General features: G+C 72.6%; 15 protein-coding genes. All 15 read left to right on the top strand.

Annotation, left to right across the window (positions count from 1 at the left end):
- Positions 1-49: 49 nt before the first annotated feature.
- Positions 50-658 (top strand): TetR/AcrR family transcriptional regulator, encoded by a 609-nt coding sequence (locus tag ACZBH1_RS04535; protein WP_463645644.1) that lies wholly within the window; start codon positions 50-52, stop codon positions 656-658.
- A gap of 168 nt (positions 659-826) precedes the next feature.
- On the top strand, positions 827-2,959 hold the full coding sequence (locus ACZBH1_RS04530; RefSeq protein WP_463645643.1) for a RecQ family ATP-dependent DNA helicase: 2,133 nt from the start codon (positions 827-829) through the stop codon (positions 2,957-2,959).
- 191 nt (positions 2,960-3,150) lie between these two features.
- Positions 3,151-4,011 carry a sulfurtransferase gene (locus ACZBH1_RS04525; protein ID WP_378879970.1) on the top strand — a complete coding sequence of 287 codons (861 nt, stop codon included), beginning with the start codon at positions 3,151-3,153 and terminating at the stop codon, positions 4,009-4,011.
- Positions 4,008-5,060 (top strand): LLM class flavin-dependent oxidoreductase, encoded by a 1,053-nt coding sequence (locus tag ACZBH1_RS04520; RefSeq protein ID WP_463645642.1) that lies wholly within the window; start codon positions 4,008-4,010, stop codon positions 5,058-5,060. The genes ACZBH1_RS04525 and ACZBH1_RS04520 overlap by 4 nt, the downstream gene beginning before the upstream one ends.
- Positions 5,061-5,205: 145 nt before the next feature.
- Positions 5,206-6,849, top strand: a complete 1,644-nt coding sequence (locus tag ACZBH1_RS04515) for a TIGR04028 family ABC transporter substrate-binding protein (protein ID WP_463645641.1) — start codon at positions 5,206-5,208, stop codon at positions 6,847-6,849.
- 18 nt (positions 6,850-6,867) lie between these two features.
- Positions 6,868-7,845 carry an ABC transporter permease gene (locus tag ACZBH1_RS04510; protein WP_378879976.1) on the top strand — a complete coding sequence of 326 codons (978 nt, stop codon included), beginning with the start codon at positions 6,868-6,870 and terminating at the stop codon, positions 7,843-7,845.
- Positions 7,842-8,798: an ABC transporter permease gene (locus tag ACZBH1_RS04505; RefSeq protein ID WP_463645640.1), complete on the top strand. Its 957-nt coding sequence runs from the start codon at positions 7,842-7,844 to the stop codon at positions 8,796-8,798. The genes ACZBH1_RS04510 and ACZBH1_RS04505 overlap by 4 nt, the downstream gene beginning before the upstream one ends.
- On the top strand, positions 8,795-10,432 hold the full coding sequence (locus tag ACZBH1_RS04500; protein WP_463645639.1) for a dipeptide ABC transporter ATP-binding protein: 1,638 nt from the start codon (positions 8,795-8,797) through the stop codon (positions 10,430-10,432). Before ACZBH1_RS04505 ends, ACZBH1_RS04500 begins: the two co-directional genes overlap by 4 nt.
- Positions 10,429-11,496, top strand: coding sequence for a putative FMN-dependent luciferase-like monooxygenase (locus ACZBH1_RS04495; RefSeq protein ID WP_336393667.1), 1,068 nt, complete (start codon positions 10,429-10,431; stop codon positions 11,494-11,496). Before ACZBH1_RS04500 ends, ACZBH1_RS04495 begins: the two co-directional genes overlap by 4 nt.
- Complete coding sequence (locus ACZBH1_RS04490; protein WP_336393666.1) at positions 11,493-12,101, top strand: CMD domain protein; 609 nt, start codon at positions 11,493-11,495, stop codon at positions 12,099-12,101. The genes ACZBH1_RS04495 and ACZBH1_RS04490 overlap by 4 nt, the downstream gene beginning before the upstream one ends.
- Positions 12,098-12,724, top strand: a complete 627-nt coding sequence (locus tag ACZBH1_RS04485) for an alkylhydroperoxidase domain protein (RefSeq protein ID WP_463645638.1) — start codon at positions 12,098-12,100, stop codon at positions 12,722-12,724. Before ACZBH1_RS04490 ends, ACZBH1_RS04485 begins: the two co-directional genes overlap by 4 nt.
- Positions 12,721-13,404, top strand: a complete 684-nt coding sequence (msuE, locus tag ACZBH1_RS04480; protein ID WP_378879990.1) for an FMN reductase — start codon at positions 12,721-12,723, stop codon at positions 13,402-13,404. Before ACZBH1_RS04485 ends, msuE begins: the two co-directional genes overlap by 4 nt.
- A 205-nt stretch (positions 13,405-13,609) precedes the next feature.
- Positions 13,610-14,635 carry a pyridoxal-phosphate dependent enzyme gene (locus tag ACZBH1_RS04475; RefSeq protein WP_463645637.1) on the top strand — a complete coding sequence of 342 codons (1,026 nt, stop codon included), beginning with the start codon at positions 13,610-13,612 and terminating at the stop codon, positions 14,633-14,635.
- Positions 14,632-15,792, top strand: a complete 1,161-nt coding sequence (locus ACZBH1_RS04470) for a cystathionine gamma-synthase (protein WP_336393663.1) — start codon at positions 14,632-14,634, stop codon at positions 15,790-15,792. Before ACZBH1_RS04475 ends, ACZBH1_RS04470 begins: the two co-directional genes overlap by 4 nt.
- A gap of 165 nt (positions 15,793-15,957) precedes the next feature.
- Positions 15,958-18,024, top strand: coding sequence for an oxidoreductase (locus tag ACZBH1_RS04465; protein WP_463645636.1), 2,067 nt, complete (start codon positions 15,958-15,960; stop codon positions 18,022-18,024).
- Positions 18,025-18,071 lie beyond the last annotated feature (47 nt).

The following is an 18,071-nucleotide window of genomic DNA, read 5'->3' as shown; positions in this document are numbered from 1 at the left end:
GTACCACGAAAACCTCCACGTGGAGGTTTTCGTCGGATAGCATGGCCGCATGTCCGGCGACGAGCACCAGCCGGCCCCGCGCGGGTCGTACGCGAAGGGCGTCGCCCGACGTCAGGAGATCCTCGACCGCGCGATCGAGGTCTTCGCGCAGCGCGGCTCGGACCGCACGAGCCTGCGCGCGATCGCCGAGGAGGTCGGCGTCACCCATGCCGCGCTGAAGCACTACTTCGGGTCGCTGGAAGAGCTGCTCGTCGCCGTCTACCAGGAGTCCGAGCGACGCGGCGACGACGAGCCCTCCGCCGATCAGGACGAGACCCCCGTGGAGGCGCTCCGTCGCTGGACGGAGTCGAACCGCGAGGTGCAGGGACTCGTCCAGCTCTACTCGACTCTCGTCGCGACGGCGCTGGAGGAGGGGCATCCGGCCGCCCGCGAGTTCGCCACCTCGCGCTTCGCCCGCGTGCGCGCCGACATGGCCAGGCGGGTGCGTCACAGCCAGGAGGCCGGTCGCATCCGGGCGGATGTCGACCCCGAGGCGGTCGCGGCCCTGGTGATCGCGGCATCCGACGGTCTGCAGACCCAGTGGCTCCTGGACGCCACTGCTCCCCAGGACGCCGCGCTCGCCCTGCTCGACCAGCTGCTGGCGGCCCCCCGCGCCTGACCGGTCGCGCGCGCGGACGCCCGGGAGGCGTGCCCAATATGTGACCTCCGGTTGCCGGCTCGTGCCGGCTCCTCCACAGGGGTGCGGCATCCGTCGACGTCGACCGATCCGTCGCTCGCGCGGGCGAGTCCGGTAGACGTGTCAGGAGCATGGGGCAGGGTGGAACCCGTGACACCGACGACGACCACCCGTGCCGAGGCCCTCGACGTGCTGAGGGCGCTGGTGGGGCGGGACGACGCCGACTTCCACGAGGGCCAGTTCGAGGCGATCGAGGCGCTCGTCGACGACCGGCGCCGCGCGCTCGTGGTCCAGCGCACCGGCTGGGGCAAGTCGGCGGTGTACTTCGTGGCGACGCTGCTGCTGCGCCGACGAGGTGCGGGGCCGACCGTGCTCGTGTCTCCGCTCCTGGCCCTCATGCGCGACCAGATCGCGGCGGCCGCCCGGGCAGGGGTCCGCGCGGTGAAGATCGACTCGACGAACGCGCACGAGTGGGGCGATGTGCTCGCGCAGCTCGACCACGACGAGGTGGACGTGCTGCTCGTCTCGCCGGAGCGGCTCAACAACCCTTCATTCCGAGACGAGCAGCTTCCGCAGCTCGTCGACCGCATCGGCCTGCTGGTCGTCGACGAGGCCCACTGCATCAGCGACTGGGGCCACGACTTCCGCCCCGACTACCGCCGCCTGCGCGAGCTCATCGCACGCATGCCCGACGGGGTTCCCGTGCTGGCGACGACCGCGACGGCCAACAGCCGCGTGGTCGCCGACGTCGCCGAGCAGCTCGACGCGGGTGCGCACCGCGACGGGCCGGCGGGGGATGCCGGACCAGGCGTGCTCACGATCCGCGGGCCGCTGGCCCGCGCGTCGCTGCGGCTGGGCGTGCTGCGCCTGCCCGACTCGCCGAGCCGCCTCGCCTGGCTCATCAGCCACCTCGGCGACCTGCCCGGCTCTGGCATCATCTACACCCTCACGGTCGCCGCCGCGAACGACACGGCGCGACTGCTGCGCGAGCGGGGCCACGACGTGCGCGCCTACACCGGACAGACCGACACCGACGAGCGGGAAGAGTCCGAGGCGCTCCTGAAAGACAACCGGGTGAAGGCCCTCGTGGCCACCAGCGCGCTGGGGATGGGGTTCGACAAGCCCGACCTCGGCTTCGTCGTGCATCTGGGCGCCCCGTCGTCGCCGGTGTCGTACTACCAGCAGGTCGGGCGCGCCGGCCGTGCGACCGAGTCGGCCGACGTGCTGCTGCTCCCGGGAACCGAGGACCGCGAGATCTGGCACTACTTCGCCACGGCGTCGATGCCCGACCGGGAGCGAGCCGAGCGGGTGCTGGCGGCGCTCGCCGACGCCGCGGGGCCGCTCTCGACGCCCGCGCTCGAGGCGGTCGTCGACATCCGCCGCACGCCGCTCGAGCTGCTGCTGAAGGTGCTCGACGTCGACGGAGCCGTCGCCCGGGTGCGGGGCGGCTGGATCGCCACCGGCGAGCCGTGGACCTACGACGAGGACCGCTACCGGCGCATCGCCGCCGAGCGGGTCGCCGAGCAGCAGCACATGATCGAGTACGAGGAGTCGCGCGGCTGCCGCATGGAGTTCCTGCAGCGCTCGCTCGACGACGACACCGCCGCCCCGTGCGGCCGCTGCGACAACTGCGCCGGCGCGTGGTTCCCGACCGAGATCGCGACGGGGGCGACGGATGCCGCCGCGGCCGCGCTCGATCGCGTCGGCGTGCCGATCGAGCCCCGGCGGCAGTGGCCGACGGGCGCCGACCGGCTCGGAGTCGCGGTGAAGGGCCGGATCCCTCCGGAGGAGCAGGCAGCCGAGGGACGCGCGCTCGCTCGCCTCACCGACCTCGGCTGGGGCGGCGCGCTGCGCGACCTCTTCGCCGCCGGCGTCGGGGACGCGCCGGTGCCCCCGAACGTGCTGCAGGCCTGCGTCCGCGTGCTCGCGGAGTGGGGCTGGGACCGCCGGCCCGTGGCCGTCGTGGCGATGCCGTCGCGGTCGAAGCCGCAGCTGGTGGACTCGCTCGCCCGCGGCATCGCCGAGATCGGGCGGCTGCCGTTCCTCGGCGCCCTCGACCTCGTGGACGGTGGCCCGACGGGCTGGCCGGGCGGCAACAGCGCATTCCGGGTGGCGGGCGTCTGGGGGCGCTTCTCCGCGGCGACTCTCGACCTTCCCGACGGGCCCGTGCTCCTCGTCGACGACCGCGTCGACAGCGGGTGGACCCTGACGATCGCCGCCCGCGAGCTGCGGCGGGCAGGCGCGGTCGAGGTGCTGCCCTTCGCCCTCGCGCTGCGCGGCTGACCCGCGCCCCCGTCGTCCACTCATGATGTCGCGTACGACTCGCGGTAGTCGGTACGCACGGCGCACCGCGATTCGATCGCGACACCGCGATTCAGCGCGCGGATGACCCCGTATGTCGCCGCGTGTCGCCCTGTCGCGGCGTGTGTCGTCTCAGCGTTTCACCGAGTCGGGCGCCCGGCCAGCATGAGCGCATGCCTACCCCACTCATCTCGCCGACCGACCTCGCCGATCTGATCCGCGGCGGCACCCCGCCGCGGATCCTCGACGTGCGCTGGCGCCTCGACCGGCCGGAGGGCCGCCCGGACTACCTCGACGGGCACCTGCCGGGCGCAGTCTACGTCGACCTCGACAACGAGCTCGCCCGCCGCGGCGACCCGCGTGAGGGGCGGCATCCGCTCCCGTCCCGCGAGCAGCTGCAGGCCGCTGCCCGGCGCTGGGGAATCCGCACCGGTGACACCGTCGTCGCGTACGACGACGTGCACTCGGTCGCGGCGGCCCGCGCCTGGTGGCTGCTGACCCGCTCCGGACTCGCCGACGTGCGTGTGCTCGATGGCGGGCTTCGCGGGTGGCTGGCGGAGCGGCTGCCGCTGGAGACCGGCGACGTGCTGCCGCGCCCGCCGGGCGATGTCGTTCTCGATGACATCAGCGACGGCTTCGCCGACATCGACGGCGTGGAGGAGTGGCCCGACCACGGCTTGCTGCTGGACGTCCGCGCGCCCGAGCGATACCGCGGCGACAGCGAGCCGCTGGACCCCGTCGGCGGTCACATCCCGGGCGCGGTGAACCTGCCGACGACCGTGCACCTGTCAGCCGGGAAGTTCCGCTCGGCCGAAGAGATCCGCGCCGAGTTCGCCGCCGCCGGGGTGCGCGACGGAGTCGCCGTCGCCGCCTACTGCGGCTCGGGCATCGCGGCGACCCACACGGCGCTGGCCGGGGTGATCGCGGGCATCGACGTCGTGGTGTATCCGGGGTCGTGGAGCCAGTGGTCGCGCGCGCGCGGCCGCCTCGCCGCCGTCGGCCCGGCGCCCTCGCTGGACGTGGTGCCGGTATGAGCGAGCCTCTCATCGTCGGCGCCATGGTGCGCACACTCGGCGCGTACCCGTCAGGCTGGCGCTACCCCGGCGCGCACAACGACCCGCAGTCGGATGCCGCGGTCCTGCGTCGCATCGCACGCCTGGGCGAGGACGCCGACCTCGACTACCTCTTCTTCGGCGACGACACCGCTCGGGGCGTGCTCATCGACGCCGACCGGTTGCGCCCGGCCGCATTCTCGGGCGCGCACGTGCGAGTCGAGGGGCCGCTGAATGTCGCGCGCCCACCGCAAGGGCATCCGCCGATCGTCCACGCCGGCACTTCGCCGCGTTCACGTGCGCTGGCCGCGACCGAGGCCGACCTCGCGCTCATCGCCGCGGGAGAGCCGGCCGTGGCCGCGGCGACGCGAGCCGGGCTGCGGACGCTGGCGGAGGCATCCGGCCGTGATCCCGACGAGCTCAAGGTCATCGTCCCGGTGCTGCCGGTGGTGGCGGAGACGGATGCCGCGGCCCGCGCGATCGTCGACCGGCTGCTCCTGCTCGTCCCGATCGACGACGGCTTCTCCGGCTCCGACGGGCGGCCGGCGTTCCCATCGAACCGCTCGCTCGCATCGTTCCTCGACATCGCCTGTATCGACGCCGACGACGCCGTGCGCGAGGCATCCGTCGACGACGCGGTGCCACGGCGGGCCGCGGCCCGCTTCGCGGAGCCGGCGGCGCGGACGCTCGGCATCGTGCGCGGGCGCACCGGCCGGAGCCTCGACGGTCCGTACCCGGTCACGTGGCGTCACCTCATCGCCGCGCACGCCGTGCCGGCCAACTTCGTCGTCGGCGGTGCCGGAGCGATCGCCGATCACTTCGAGCTGTGGCGCGACTCCGGCGCCGCGGACGGCTTCAATGTGCTGTCTGCCTTCCAGCCGTCGCAGTTCGAGTCCTTCACGTCCCTCGCCGTGCCGGAACTGCGGCGCCGGGGCCTCATCGGCCGTTCCGGGGCGACGCTTCGGGATCGCCCGGGGCTCGGTGCGCCCCGGCTCGCGCGGGCACCCGAACCCGCCGCCCTGCGTCGCTGAGCTCGCCGTATTACGTCCCGTGAACGTCGGTGACCCTCGTTTGCGCACGGTGAACAGCAGTGACAGCCCGATCGGCGGGCGACGGATGCCGCTCCCTAGCGTGGCCAGCACCCCTTCACCTCACCCGAATCACATTGGAGAACCCATGTCCCGTCCCGCATTGCGAATCGCCGCCGGGGCTGCCGCCCTGCTCGTCGCCGCGGCATCCCTGGTGGCGTGCGCGTCGCGGCAGCCCGCCTCGGAGGGCGCGGCGGCCGCAGCCGACGACCCCGTCCGCGGCGGCACGCTCACCTACCTCGAGCACCAGACGTACACGAACCTCTACCCGCCGCAGGCGGGCTTCTACCCCAACGGCGGCATCGTGAACAACATCACGGCGCGCCTGACGTGGCAGAATCCCGAAACGCTCGAGATCGAGCCGTGGGTCGCGACGGAGTGGACGGTGAACGCCGACGCCACGGAGTACACGTTCGAGTTGCGCGACGATGTCACCTTCTCGGACGGGACTCCGCTCGACGCCGCCGCCGTCGCGAAGAACTTCGACACGTACGGTCTCGGCAACCCGACGCTGGGACTGACGGTCTCGGAGGCGATCAACAACTACGCCTCGAGCGAGGTCGTCGACGCCGACACCGTGACGTTCCGCTTCTCGGCGCCGGCGCCCGGCTTCCTCCAGGCGACGTCGACCATCAACTCCGGCCTGCTCTCGCCGACGACGCTGGATCGTTCGCTGGAGGAGCTCGGCGCCGGAAACGCCGTCGACATCGTGGGCTCGGGTCCCTTCGTGGTCACCGATGAGAAGCTAGGCACCGACCTCACACTCGAGGCACGCGAGGATTACGACTGGGCGCCGCCGAGCTTCGAGCACCAGGGCCGCGCGTACCTCGACGAAATCCACCTCATCGTCACGCCCGAGGACAGCGTGCGCATCGGCTCGCTGCTGTCGGGCCAGGCCGACTACATCCGGTACGTGCAGGCGTTCGACGAGGCGCGCGTCGAGTCGTCGGGCTTCGACCTGTACGCTCCGCAGACCCGTGGTGTGAACAACGGGCTGAGCCTGCGGTTCACCAACCCCCTGCTGAGCGACATCCGTGTTCGTCAGGCCCTCGTCGCCGGTGTCGACAGCCAGGAGGTCGTCGACACGATCTTCACGGGCAACTACCCGCGAGCCACGTCTGCACTGAGCTCGTCCGCTCTCGGATACAAGGACGAGTCGGACTTCTATGAGTACGACCCCGAGAAGGCAGAGGAGCTGCTCGACGAGGCCGGGTGGGAGCCGGGAGCCGACGGCATCCGCGAGAAGGACGGCCAGCGCCTGTCTCTGGACGTCTACGAGGCGAAGCCGCAGCCGCTGTCGAAGCAGACGCTCGAACTCGTCTCGCAGCAGCTGAAGAAGATCGGCGTCGAGCTCAACGTGAAGTCGGCGGATGCCGGCACGTACGCCGAGGACATCAAGGACCCGCTGAAGACCCCGCTCTACCACTCGATGGTCGGACGCGCGGACCTCGACGTCATCAAGAGCCAGTACTACACGAAGAACCGCAACACGCTGCTGTCGGACGATGCCGAGCTCGACCGCCTGCTCGAGGCCGTGGCCTCGACGCCCGACGCGGAGGCGCGGATCGCGGCGTCGCAGGCGGTGCAGGACCATCTCGCCGAGCAGGCGTACGTCATCCCGCTGTTCGAGGAGCCGCAGGTGTACGGCGCAGCACCGTACGTCCACGGGATCGAGTTCGAGTCGGTCGCGCGTCCGCTGTTCTACGACGTGTGGCTCGAAGAGCAGCAGTAGGACTCGGGAGCCGAACCCATGAGCTACGCGCTCCGACGCGCCGGGCAGGCCGCGATCGTGCTGATCGCGGCCTTCACGGCCACCTTCGTCCTGCTGCAGCTGCTGCCCGGCGACGCCGTCCTCATCAAGTACGACAATCCCGAGCTGGGACTGACGCCTGATCAGATCGCGTCCATCCGCACCGCGTACGGCGTCGACTCGCCGTGGTGGGAGCAGTACTGGGCCACCCTCACCGGATACGCGCAGGGGGACTTGGGATTCTCCACGCAGTACGGCACCGGGGTCCTGCAGCTCATCGGGGAGGCGCTCCCGCCGACGGTGGCCCTGGCGACGCTCGGGTTCGCGCTGGCCGCGGTGCTCGCGTTCGCGGTCGCGTTCCTCTCGACGCTGTCACCGTTCGCGTGGCTCCGCCAAGGGCTTCAAGCCCTCCCGGGGGTGTTCGTGGCGGTGCCGGTGTTCTGGCTCGGCATCCTGCTCATCCAGGTGTTCTCGTTCGGCCTCGGCTGGGTGCCCATCGTCGGCGCCGATCCGGTGGCGGGCCTCATCCTCCCGGTGGTCACGCTCGCGGTGCCCATCTCGGCGCCCCTGGCCCAGATCCTCGTGCGCAGCATCGATGAGGTGCAGCTGCAGCCGTTCGTCACCGTCGTGCGGGCGAAGGGCGCGTCGCCGTCCTGGGTGCTGTGGCGTTCGGTCGCACGCAACGCCCTGCTGCCGACGCTAACGATCGCCGGCGTGCTGTTCGGCGAGCTGATCGGCGGCGCGGTGGTCACCGAGACGGTGTTCGGACGACCCGGCATCGGGCGCGTGACGGAGCAGGCGGTCGCGAACCAGGACATCCCGGTGCTGCAGGGGATCGTCGTGCTCGCCGCGCTGACCTTCGTCGTCGTGAACCTCCTCGTCGACCTGCTCTACCCCGTGCTCGATCCCCGGCTGCGCAGCGGCAGACGCGCTGCCCGCAACCGGTCCCCCATCGCGTTGCAGGAGGCGACCGCATGAACGCGCAGACCACGACAGAGGTCACGGATGCCTCCACCGCCGCGACCGCGCGGGACGAGGCCTCCGGTGTGGTCCTCGATCCGGTCGCTCACGATGCCGGGGCGCCCGACGGCCTGCCCGAGCGACGCGCGTCGGCCGCGCGGCTGTTCGCCCGCAGGCGGCGGCCGTCATGGACGCTCGTCGCCGCGGTGGCGGTGATCCTCGTCGCGGTGCTGTGGGCGGTCGCGCCGTGGCTGTTCACGTCGCACGACCCGATCGTGGGAGTGCCTGCCGAGAAGCTGCTGCCGCCGAGCGCGGCGCACTGGTTCGGCACCGATGCGATCGGACGCGACGTCTACGCGCGCGTCGTCTACGGCGCGATCCATTCGCTGTCGGGGGCTCTCATCGCCGTCACGGTGGGGCTCGCGGCCGGCACGGTCGTCGGCGTCGTCGCCGGGTCCGTGGGCGGCTGGGTGGATGACGTGCTGATGCGCCTTGTCGACGTGCTCCTGTCGATCCCCGGGCTGCTGCTCATGCTGTCGGTGATCATCCTGCTCGGATTCGGGACGGTCAACGCGGCCATCGCCGTCGGCGTCGTCAGCGTCGCGTCATTCGCACGAGTCTCCCGCTCCGAGGTCGTGCGCGTGCGCCGCACCGACTACGTCGAGGCCGCGTTCGGCAGCGGCGGATCGTACGTCTCGGTGCTGCGCCGGCACGTGCTCCCGAATTCGACCACAGCCGTCGTCGGGCTCGGGGCCCTGCAGTTCGGCACCGCGATCCTCGCGATCTCGACGCTCGGCTTTCTCGGTTACGGCGCACCGCCGCCGACGCCGGAGTGGGGGCTGCTCATCGCGGAGGGACGCAACTACGTCGCCACCGCCTGGTGGCTCACCACCCTGCCGGGTCTTGTCGTGCTCGTTGTGGTGCTGAGCGCCAACCGCATCAGCCAGTCGATCGGAAGGGGAGCGCGATGAGCGTGCTCGACGTGCAGGATCTGCGCGTGTCGTATCAGACGCGGGCCGGACGCCGAGAGGTCGTCCACGGCGTGGACGTCTCGGTCGGCGAAGGGGAGGTGGTCGCACTCGTCGGCGAGTCCGGCTCGGGCAAGTCCACCACCGCTCACGCCCTCATCGGTCTGCTCCCAGAAGGTGGCCGCGTGGACGGCGGATCGATCACGATCGGCGGTGTCGACATCACCGGATGGAGCCAGAAGCGGCTGCGCGCGGTGCGTGGCGCACAAGTGGGCCTGGTCCCCCAGGACCCGGTGTCGTCCCTCGACCCGGTGCGCCCGGTCGGCGTGCAGGTGGGCGAGATCCTCCGGCTTCATGGGGTGCGGGATGCCGCCACCCGCCGCGGCCGCGTGCTGGAGCTGCTCGACCGGGTCGGCCTCGACGACCCCGCGCTGCGGGCGCGTCAGCATCCTCACGAGCTGTCCGGCGGCATGCGGCAGCGGGTGCTCATCGCGACCGCGATCGCGCTGCGGCCGCGCCTGATCATCGCGGACGAGCCGACGAGCGCCCTCGACGCCACCGTGCAGCGTCGCATCCTCGATCTCATCGACGATCTGCGGCGCGAGGAGGGCACGTCGGTGCTCCTCGTCACCCACGACCTCGGGGTCGCGGCGGACCGCGCGCAGCGCATCGTGGTGCTCAATCACGGGCGCGTCGTCGAGCAGGGGCCGAGCGCCGGCATCCTGTCGTCTCCCGCTGTCCCCTATACGCGTCAGCTGCTCGCCGACGCGCCGTCCCTCGCGACCGGGGAGTTCCGGGGGCCGGCGGCACCGCTGTTCCTGCGGGATGCTGCGGCCGCCGCAGCCGAGAACCCCTACGCCGTCGCAGCGGAGGGGCTGGTGAAGGAGTTCGCCGTGCACGGGCGTGGACGCGAGCCGTTCCGCGCCGTGGACGACGTGTCGTTCCAGGTGCGCCGGGGCACGACCCACGCGCTGGTGGGGGAGTCGGGCTCCGGCAAGACGACGACGGCACGGCTGGTGACGCGGTTCCTGCATCCTGACGCCGGGCGCATCCAGCTCGACGGCGCAGACATCGCCGGCCTGAAGGGCGAAGAGCTTCGGCGACTGCGCCGGCGCGTGCAGCTGGTGTACCAGAACCCGTTCTCGTCACTGGACCCGCGGCAGAGCGTGGCGCAGATCGTGGCCGAGCCGCTGCACAACTTCCGGGAGGGCACGCGGCCCCAGCGGAGGGCGCGCGCCGCCGAGCTCATCGACCGCGTCTCGCTCCCCGCCGACGTGCTCGAGCGCACGCCGCGGGAGCTCTCGGGTGGACAGCGTCAGCGCGTCGCGATCGCCAGAGCACTCGCGATCCGCCCCGAGGTCGTCGTGCTCGACGAAGCCGTCTCGGCCCTCGACGTCACCGTCCAGGCGCGCATCCTCGAGCTGCTCGAATCGCTGCAGCAGGAACTCGGTCTCACCTACCTCTTCATCTCGCACGATCTCGCGGTGGTGCGTCGCATCAGCCACACGGTCTCGGTGATGCGCCGCGGGAGGGTGGTCGAGGCCGGCAGCACCGAGGACATATTCACCGCACCCGCCCATGACTACACGCGCGAGCTGCTGGCCGCCGTGCCCGGACGATCGGAGGTCGCGGCATGACCGTGTCGTCTCTCGCCTTCTTCACCCGCCTGCTCGACGACGCGCCCGCCTCCGAGCGATACCGCCTCGCCGCCGACCAGATCCGGCATGCCGAACGCTTCGGCATCGGGCGCGCATGGGTCGCGCAGCACCACTTCCGCGCGGCCGAGGGCGGCCTGCCGGCACCCCTCGTGTTCCTCGCCCACGTCGCCGCCGCGACGAGCGAGATCCGGCTCGGCACCGGCGTCATCACGCTGCCGCTCGAAGACCCGGTGCGCGTCGCCGAGGACGCCGTCGTGGCAGACCTGCTCTCCGGCGGGCGGATCGACCTCGGTCTCGGCAGCGGCGGCACCCCGTCGTCGTTCGCGCCCTTCGGTCAGGACGCGGCGGCCAAGGCCGCCGTCTACGACGCGAAGCTCGCGCTCCTGCTCGACGCACTCGCAGGGCGTGAGATCGGCGCGGGCAACAGGCTCTACCCCGATCCGAGCGCGGTGACACCGCCTACCGCCACACCCCTGTCTTCGCGCGTGTGGCAGGCGACGTTCTCCGCGGCGGGAGGCGCGCGCGCCGGCGTGCACGGCCACGGCCTGCTGCTGTCGCGCACGCAGCCTCGCGCGGCGGACGCCGTCGGCGCGACCCTCGCCGACCTGCAGCATCCGATCATCGACCGCTATCTCGACGCGCTCCCGACCGGCGCAGCGCCGCGGATCACGGCATCCCGCACCGTGTTCGTCGCCGACGACCGCGCCGACGCGGTGCGCTTCGCCGCGGTGGGGCTGCGCCGCGCGGCGGAGGGCTTCCGGCGCGCCGGACAGCACATCCCCGGCGACACGCTCGACGAGCTCATCGCCGCGACGGACACGCACCTCGGGACCCCCGAAGAGGTGGCCGCATCGCTTGCCACCGACACGACTCTCTCGCGGGCCACCGAGGTCGCCTTCCAGGTGCACTCGGTGGACGCCCCGCACGACTTCGTGCTGCGGTCGATCGAGCTGTTCGCCACCGAGGTCGCCCCCGCACTCGGCTGGAGAGCGCGCGAAGGAACCCTCGAACCACTCGGACGTCTCGGAAAGGAGACCCCATGACCACCGCGACCACCGACGTCGTCGACGAGCTCGTCGGCGTGCGCCGAGGCGACGTGCTCGACGAGCTTCGCCGCCGGCGACCTGTCACGCGCGACCAGCTGCAGGCCAGCTACGACGCCCTCTTCGCACCGGTCGACGACAGAACGTTCGCCGTCGCCGACCGCGTGCTCGTCGCCGCGTTCGCGACGCGCTCCACGGCCGACGACGAGACGGCGCGCCACTACGCGGACGCCGCTCGCGACGCCGACTCCGAGCGTGCCGCGCTCGTCCTCGCCGAGGCATCCTTCGCCGCGACGGCAGGGCCGTTCGGTGCGTATCGCGAGGAGGGACTGCGGGGCGAGAGCAGCGAGGGCCGACGGTACGAGCCGTCCCCCGACACGCGCGACGTGCTCGGGGAGCGGCTCGCGGCCGCGCTCGCCCACACGCACCTGCTCACGTTCCGGCCACGTGAGGCGGATGCCGCCGATCACGCGCGTCTGCTCGAGGCGGGGTGGACCCCCGACGGGATCGTCACGCTGTCGCAGCTGGTGTCGTTCCTCGCGTTCCAGCAGCGCGTCGCCGCAGGGCTCCGCGCGATCGCCGCGACCCAGGAGGTCTCCGCATGACCGGCAGCACGACCGCATCAGCCGTCCTCGCCCACGATGCCGCGCACCCACACGCGTTCACGCGCGCTGAGGTGGGGTGGGTGCCGTGGCTCCAGCCGCTTCTCATCGAAGAGCTCACCCAGCGCCACTACGACGGCCTGGTCGACCGGCAGCGCGCCGGGAGCGACTACTTCCGGCTGCTGGCGCGCGACCCCGAGATCCTGCGTGCGCGCACGCTCGTCGACAAGGACATCTTCTACAACACGGCCGACGGGCTCCCGCGGGCCGAACGGGAACTCGCAGCCACCGCCGCTTCGCGGATCAACGGCTGCGTCTTCTGTGCCTCGGTGCACGCACGCTTCGCCGCCCACCACTCGAAAGCTCCCGAGCTGGTGGACCGACTGCTCGCCGAGGGGATCGGCGCCGAGCTGGGCGAGCGCTGGGACGCCATCGTGGCGGCCGCCGCAGCGCTCACCGCGACGCCGCTCGCGTTCGACGTCGCTCACGTCGCGCGCCTGCGCGCCGCGGGCCTGGACGAGCTCGAGATCGCCGACGTCGTGCACGGCGCCGCGTTCTTCAACTGGGCGAACCGTCTGATGCTGTCGATCGGGCGTCCGGTCGCGCCGCCGGAGGAGAACTCGTGAGCACGTTCGACGCCCAGGCGACGCTCGCTGCTCCTCTCGGGGTCCGGGCGTGGCGCGATGCGGGGACACCGTCCGGGTCCACTGACCCCACGCCGGGTCCATCCGCGTCACGGCGGCTGCGTGTGGTCGGCGTCTCGGGCTCGCTGCAGGCACCGAGCCGGACGACGGCTCTGATCGGCGCGATCCTGGACGCCGTGGCGGAGCGGGTCCCTGCCGAGACCGAGCTGGTCGAGGTCGCAGCGCTGGGCCCCGGGTTCTCTGGCGCGCTGCGGCGCGCCGACGTCGCCACGGAGGTCGAGGCGGCGCTGCAGGCGATCGAGTCGGCCGATCTGCTGGTCGCGGCCAGCCCGGTGTACCGCGCCTCCTTCACCGGTCTCTTCAAGCATCTGTTCGACTTCGTCGGTCAGTACGGGCTCGTCGGCACGCCGGTGCTGCTCGGCGCCACCGGTGGGGGCGAGCGACACGCGCTCATGATCGAGCATCAGCTGCGCCCGCTGTTCGGCTTCTTCCAGGCGCTCACACTGCCGATGGGCGTGTACGCGTCGGATGCCGACTTCGCGGGCTACGAGCTCGTCGACCCCGCGGTGACCCGTCGCGTCGCACAGGCCGTCGACCGCTCCCTGCCGCTCATCGCGCAGGCCGCGCACGTCGGACGATCGGAGGACGTGAGGACCTGGTGACCCGGAACGGCCGACGGGTGCCGCGACCGGCGGGAGAGCGCCGGGTCGCGGCATCCGTCGCTTCCCGTCCGCCGTCGGACTAGACTCGTCCGCGTGTTGACCTGTCGGTGTTGTCGCCCCTGCTGTTGAAGCCCGTGCTTCACGCAGACCTCCGCGACCCCGATCACTCCCCGTGCACCCGCGCGGCAACACCGAGGACCTACCCGTGCGTTACGCCGAAAGCGTGGCCGACCTCGTCGGCAACACCCCTCTCGTCCGCCTGACCCGTGTCACCGACGGCATCGCCGCCACCGTGCTGGCGAAGGTCGAGTACTTCAATCCCGGCGGCTCCGCCAAGGACCGCATCGCCCGCCGCATCATCGACGCCGCCGAGCGCGACGGGCAGCTGCGGCCCGGCGGAACGATCGTCGAGCCCACCAGCGGCAACACCGGCGTGGGTCTCGCGCTTGTCGCCCTGCAGCGTGGATATCGCATGATCTTCGTCGTGCCCGACAAGTTCGCCGGCGCGAAGGTCGACGTGCTCCGGGCCTACGGCGCCGAGGTCGTCGTCACCGACACCAGCGTGCCGCCGGAGGACCCGCGCTCGTATTACAGCGTGTCGGACCGCCTCGTGCGCGAGATCCCGGGCGCCTTCAAGCCGAACCAGTTCGCCAACCCCAACGGGCCGCTCAGCCACTACGAGACGACCGGGCCCGAGATCTGGCGCGACACGGACGGCCGCGTGACGCACTTCGTCGCCGGGATCGGCACGGGAGGCACCATCACCGGTACCGGACGGTACCTGCACGAGGTCTCGGGCGGGAGGGTCCGTGTCGTCGGCGCCGACCCCGAGGGCTCGATCTACTCCGGCGGCCCGATCCACGGCTACCTCGTCGAGGGCGTCGGCGAGGACTTCTGGCCCGACAGCTACGACCCCTCGGTCCCCGACGAGATCCACCGCATCCCCGACGCCGAGACGTTCGCGATGACGCGCCGCCTCGCCCGCGAGGAGGGGCTGCTCGTCGGCGGATCGAGCGGTATGGCCGTCGTGGCGGCGCTGCGCACGGCGCGCGGCCTTCCGGCCGACGCGGTCGTCGTCGTGCTGCTGCCCGACCATGGCCGCGGCTACCTCAAGCGCTTCTACGACAACGACTGGATGCGCGAGCACGGGTTCGACGTCGAGCCCGCGGCATCCGCTCTCGCCGACGACCGCACCACCGCCGAAGCCCCCCACGAAGGAGCGACCGAATGACCGATCACAACAGCGACGCCGGCTTCGAGACCCGCGCCGTGCACGCCGGCCAGGCGTTCGACCCGGCGACGGGCGCCGTCATCCCGCCCGTGCACTTCTCGACCACGTACGCCCAGGACGGCATCGGCGGGCTCCGCGGCGGCTACGAGTACGGCCGCAGCGGCAACCCGACGCGCACCGCCCTCGAGACGCAGCTCGCCGCACTCGAGGGGGGCGCGCACGCCCTGTCGTTCGCCTCGGGCCTCGCCGCCGAGGACGCGCTGCTGCGCGCCGCGCTCGAGCCCGGCGACGAGGTGCTGCTCGGCAGCGACGTCTACGGCGGCACGTATCGGCTCATCGCGCGCGTGCTGGGCGCGTGGGGCATCGGCGTGCGCGTCGTCGACATGAGCGACCTGGGCGCGGTGCGGGCGGCGCTCGAGGAGCGCCCCGCGCGCATCGTGTGGGTCGAGACCCCGAGCAACCCCCTGCTGCGCATCACCGACATCGCCGGGCTCGCGCGGCTGGGCCACGAGGCGGGTGCGCTCGTCGTGGTCGACAACACCTTCGCGTCGCCCGCGCTGCAGCAGCCGCTGTCGCTCGGCGCGGACGTGGTCGTGCACTCCACCACGAAGTATCTCGGCGGGCACTCCGACGTCGTCGGCGGCGCGCTCGTGCTGAACGACGACGCGCTGTACGAGCAGGCGAAGTTCCTGCAGTTCGCCGTGGGCGCCGTGTCGGGCCCGCTGGACGCGTGGCTCACGACCCGCGGCATCAAGACGCTGCCCCTTCGCATGCGGCGCCACAGTGAGAACGCGCACGCGATCGCCGAATTCCTCTCGGGCCACGGCGCGGTCGAGCGCGTGTACTACCCCGGCCTGCCGTCGCACCCCGGCCACGAGGTCGCCGCCCGGCAGATGAGCGGGTTCGGCGGGATCGTCTCGGTGGCGCTGGCGGATGCCGCCTCCGCGCGCCGTCTCGCCGAGTCGACGCGTCTGTTCCAGTTGGCCGAGTCGCTCGGCGGGGTCGAGTCGCTGATGAACTACCCCGACGAGATGACGCACGCCTCGGTGCGCGGCACCGAGCTCGCCGTCCCTCCGGAGGTGGTGCGGCTCTCGGTCGGCATCGAGTCGATCGATGACCTCGTCGCCGACCTCGACCAGGCCCTCGACCGCCTCTGACGCCGCCCGCAGGCCGCCGCCGGCCGCGGCATCCGCGCGTATGCACCCCTGCCCAGTAACCACGATCTCGGCGAGTGACCACGTCACCGTCGCCGACAGCGTGGTCGTTCGACGACGTCGCGGTTACTCGGCGGGCGCCGCGGGGCGGCGACGTAGGCTCGGAGGATGACCGCGAGTCCCGGCATCCGCTCCTCCGTCCTCGCCGAGCCGCTGCGGATCGGGGCCGTGACGGTGCCCAACCGCATCATGCAGACGGCGCACTCGAAGCAGTACTCCGACCGCGTCGAGTCCGACCGCGAGACGGCGTACTACGTGCGGCGGGCGCACGGCGGGTGCGGGCTCTTCGTCGCCGGCAACCACTTCGTGCACCCCACCGGGTCGATCCGCGGGTTCGAGGACGCCTACCGCCCCGAGAGCGTCGCGGCATCCAAGAAGATGACGGATGCCGTCCACGAGGCCGGCGCGAAGATCTTCGTGCAGCTCAACCACCACGGCGCGCAGGCACAGCCCGACGGTCCGGACGGCCCCCGCGCGGTGTACGCCCCGTCGCGACTGCTCTCGCCGTCGACCGCGCACGCCACGCGCGAGATGGACCACGACGACATCGCGGCCTTCGTCGACGGCTGGGCGCTGTCGGCCGAGCACGCCCGCGACGGCGGGTTCGACGGCGTCGAGATCCACATGGCGCACGGCTATCTGCTGCACCAGTTCCTCTCGCCGCTCTACAACGCGCGCGGCGACGAGTACGGCGGCGACATCGAGGGGCGCACCCGCTTCCCGCGCGAGGTGCTGCGCGCGGTGCGCGCGCGGGTCGGCGACGACTTCACCGTCGGCACCCGGATCGTCGCGAACGAGTTCCACCCCGACGGCGTCGACGGCGCGGGAATGCGCGAGGTCATCGACCGGCTCCGCGCGGAGGCCCGCATCGACTTCCTCGACCTCGCCGGCGGCGGGTACCACAACGTCCACTACGTCTTCCCGTCCTCGCCGATGCCGTACGCCTGGCTGCGCGACGACGTCGCGGCCGTCAAGGCCGCGAACCCCGACGTGCCGGTCTTCGGGGTCGGCGCCGCGCGCACGGTCGAGGACGCCGAGGAGGTCGTCGCCTCGGGCATCGCCGACATGGTGGCGCTCACCCGCGCGCAGATCGCCGACCCCGACCTCGGCCGCAAGCTCATCGGACCCGGGACCGCGCACGGACCGGGGCCCGCCGGCGTCGCGGAGCCCGGCATCCGTCACTGCATCCGGCTGAACCAGGGATGCCTCGGCCGCGGCAGTCGCGGCCTGGCCATGTCGTGCACCGTGAACCCGCTTGCGGGGCGCGAGCTCGAGCGGGGCGCGCGGCCCCGGGCGGCGACCGCGCAGCGGTGGGTCGTGGTCGGCGGGGGACCGGCGGGCATGCGCGCCGCCGTCGAGCTCGCGACCGACGGCCACGCCGTGACGCTCATCGAGCGCTCCGGCGAGCTCGGCGGCCAGCTGCGGCTCGCTCGCCGCGTGCCGGGGCGCGAGAGCGTCGGGCTGCTCGTCGACGATCTGGAGCGCGACCTCGCCGCCGCAGGCGTCGACGTGCGGCTCGGCGTCGAGGCGACGACCGAGTCGCTGCGCGGACTCGGCGCCGACGGCATCGTCGTCGCGACCGGTGCCGTCGCCCCCGCGTCGACGTCGCTCGCGCTCGGGGGTGCCTACGCGGGCGGCTTCCCGGCGGCGGGCACGATCGACGCGTTCGCCGCGGTGACTCGCACCGCCGGCGCCGAGACCGGTGCCCGGCCGCTCGGGCGGAGGATCGCGGTCGTCGACGCCGACGGGACCGCGTATGCCGCCGGCATCGTCCTGACGCTCCTGCCGCACGTCGACGAGCTCGAGCTCGTCACGCCGTTCGAGACCGTGTTCCCCCATATCGGCGCCGGCTACGACCGTCCGCTGCTGCTCGAGCGTCTGGGCGCCCACGGCGGCTTCCGCCGGCGCGCCGCCCACCGCGTCGAGGGGGTCGCGGCCGGTGCGGTCCGGGTGAGCGATGCGCTGACCGGCGTCGCCGGCACGATCGGGGCGCTCGAGGCCGTCGTGGCGATCGAGCCGCGCGCGTCGGTCACGATCCCCGGCGGGATGACGGATGCCGCGCCCCGCGTCCTCACGATCGGCGACGCGTTCGCGCCCCGCACGATCGACGCCGCGGTGTTCGACGCCGTCGAGCTCGCCTACGACGTCGCCGGCCTGGCTCGCCTCCGCGGCTGACGACGGCGCCCGCCCCACGACCGGGGGGCGGGCCCGTCCACCGGCCG

It is taken from the genome of Microbacterium sp. ZXT2-5 (assembly GCF_055329545.1).
This window is presented reverse-complemented; position numbering and strand designations above follow the sequence as displayed.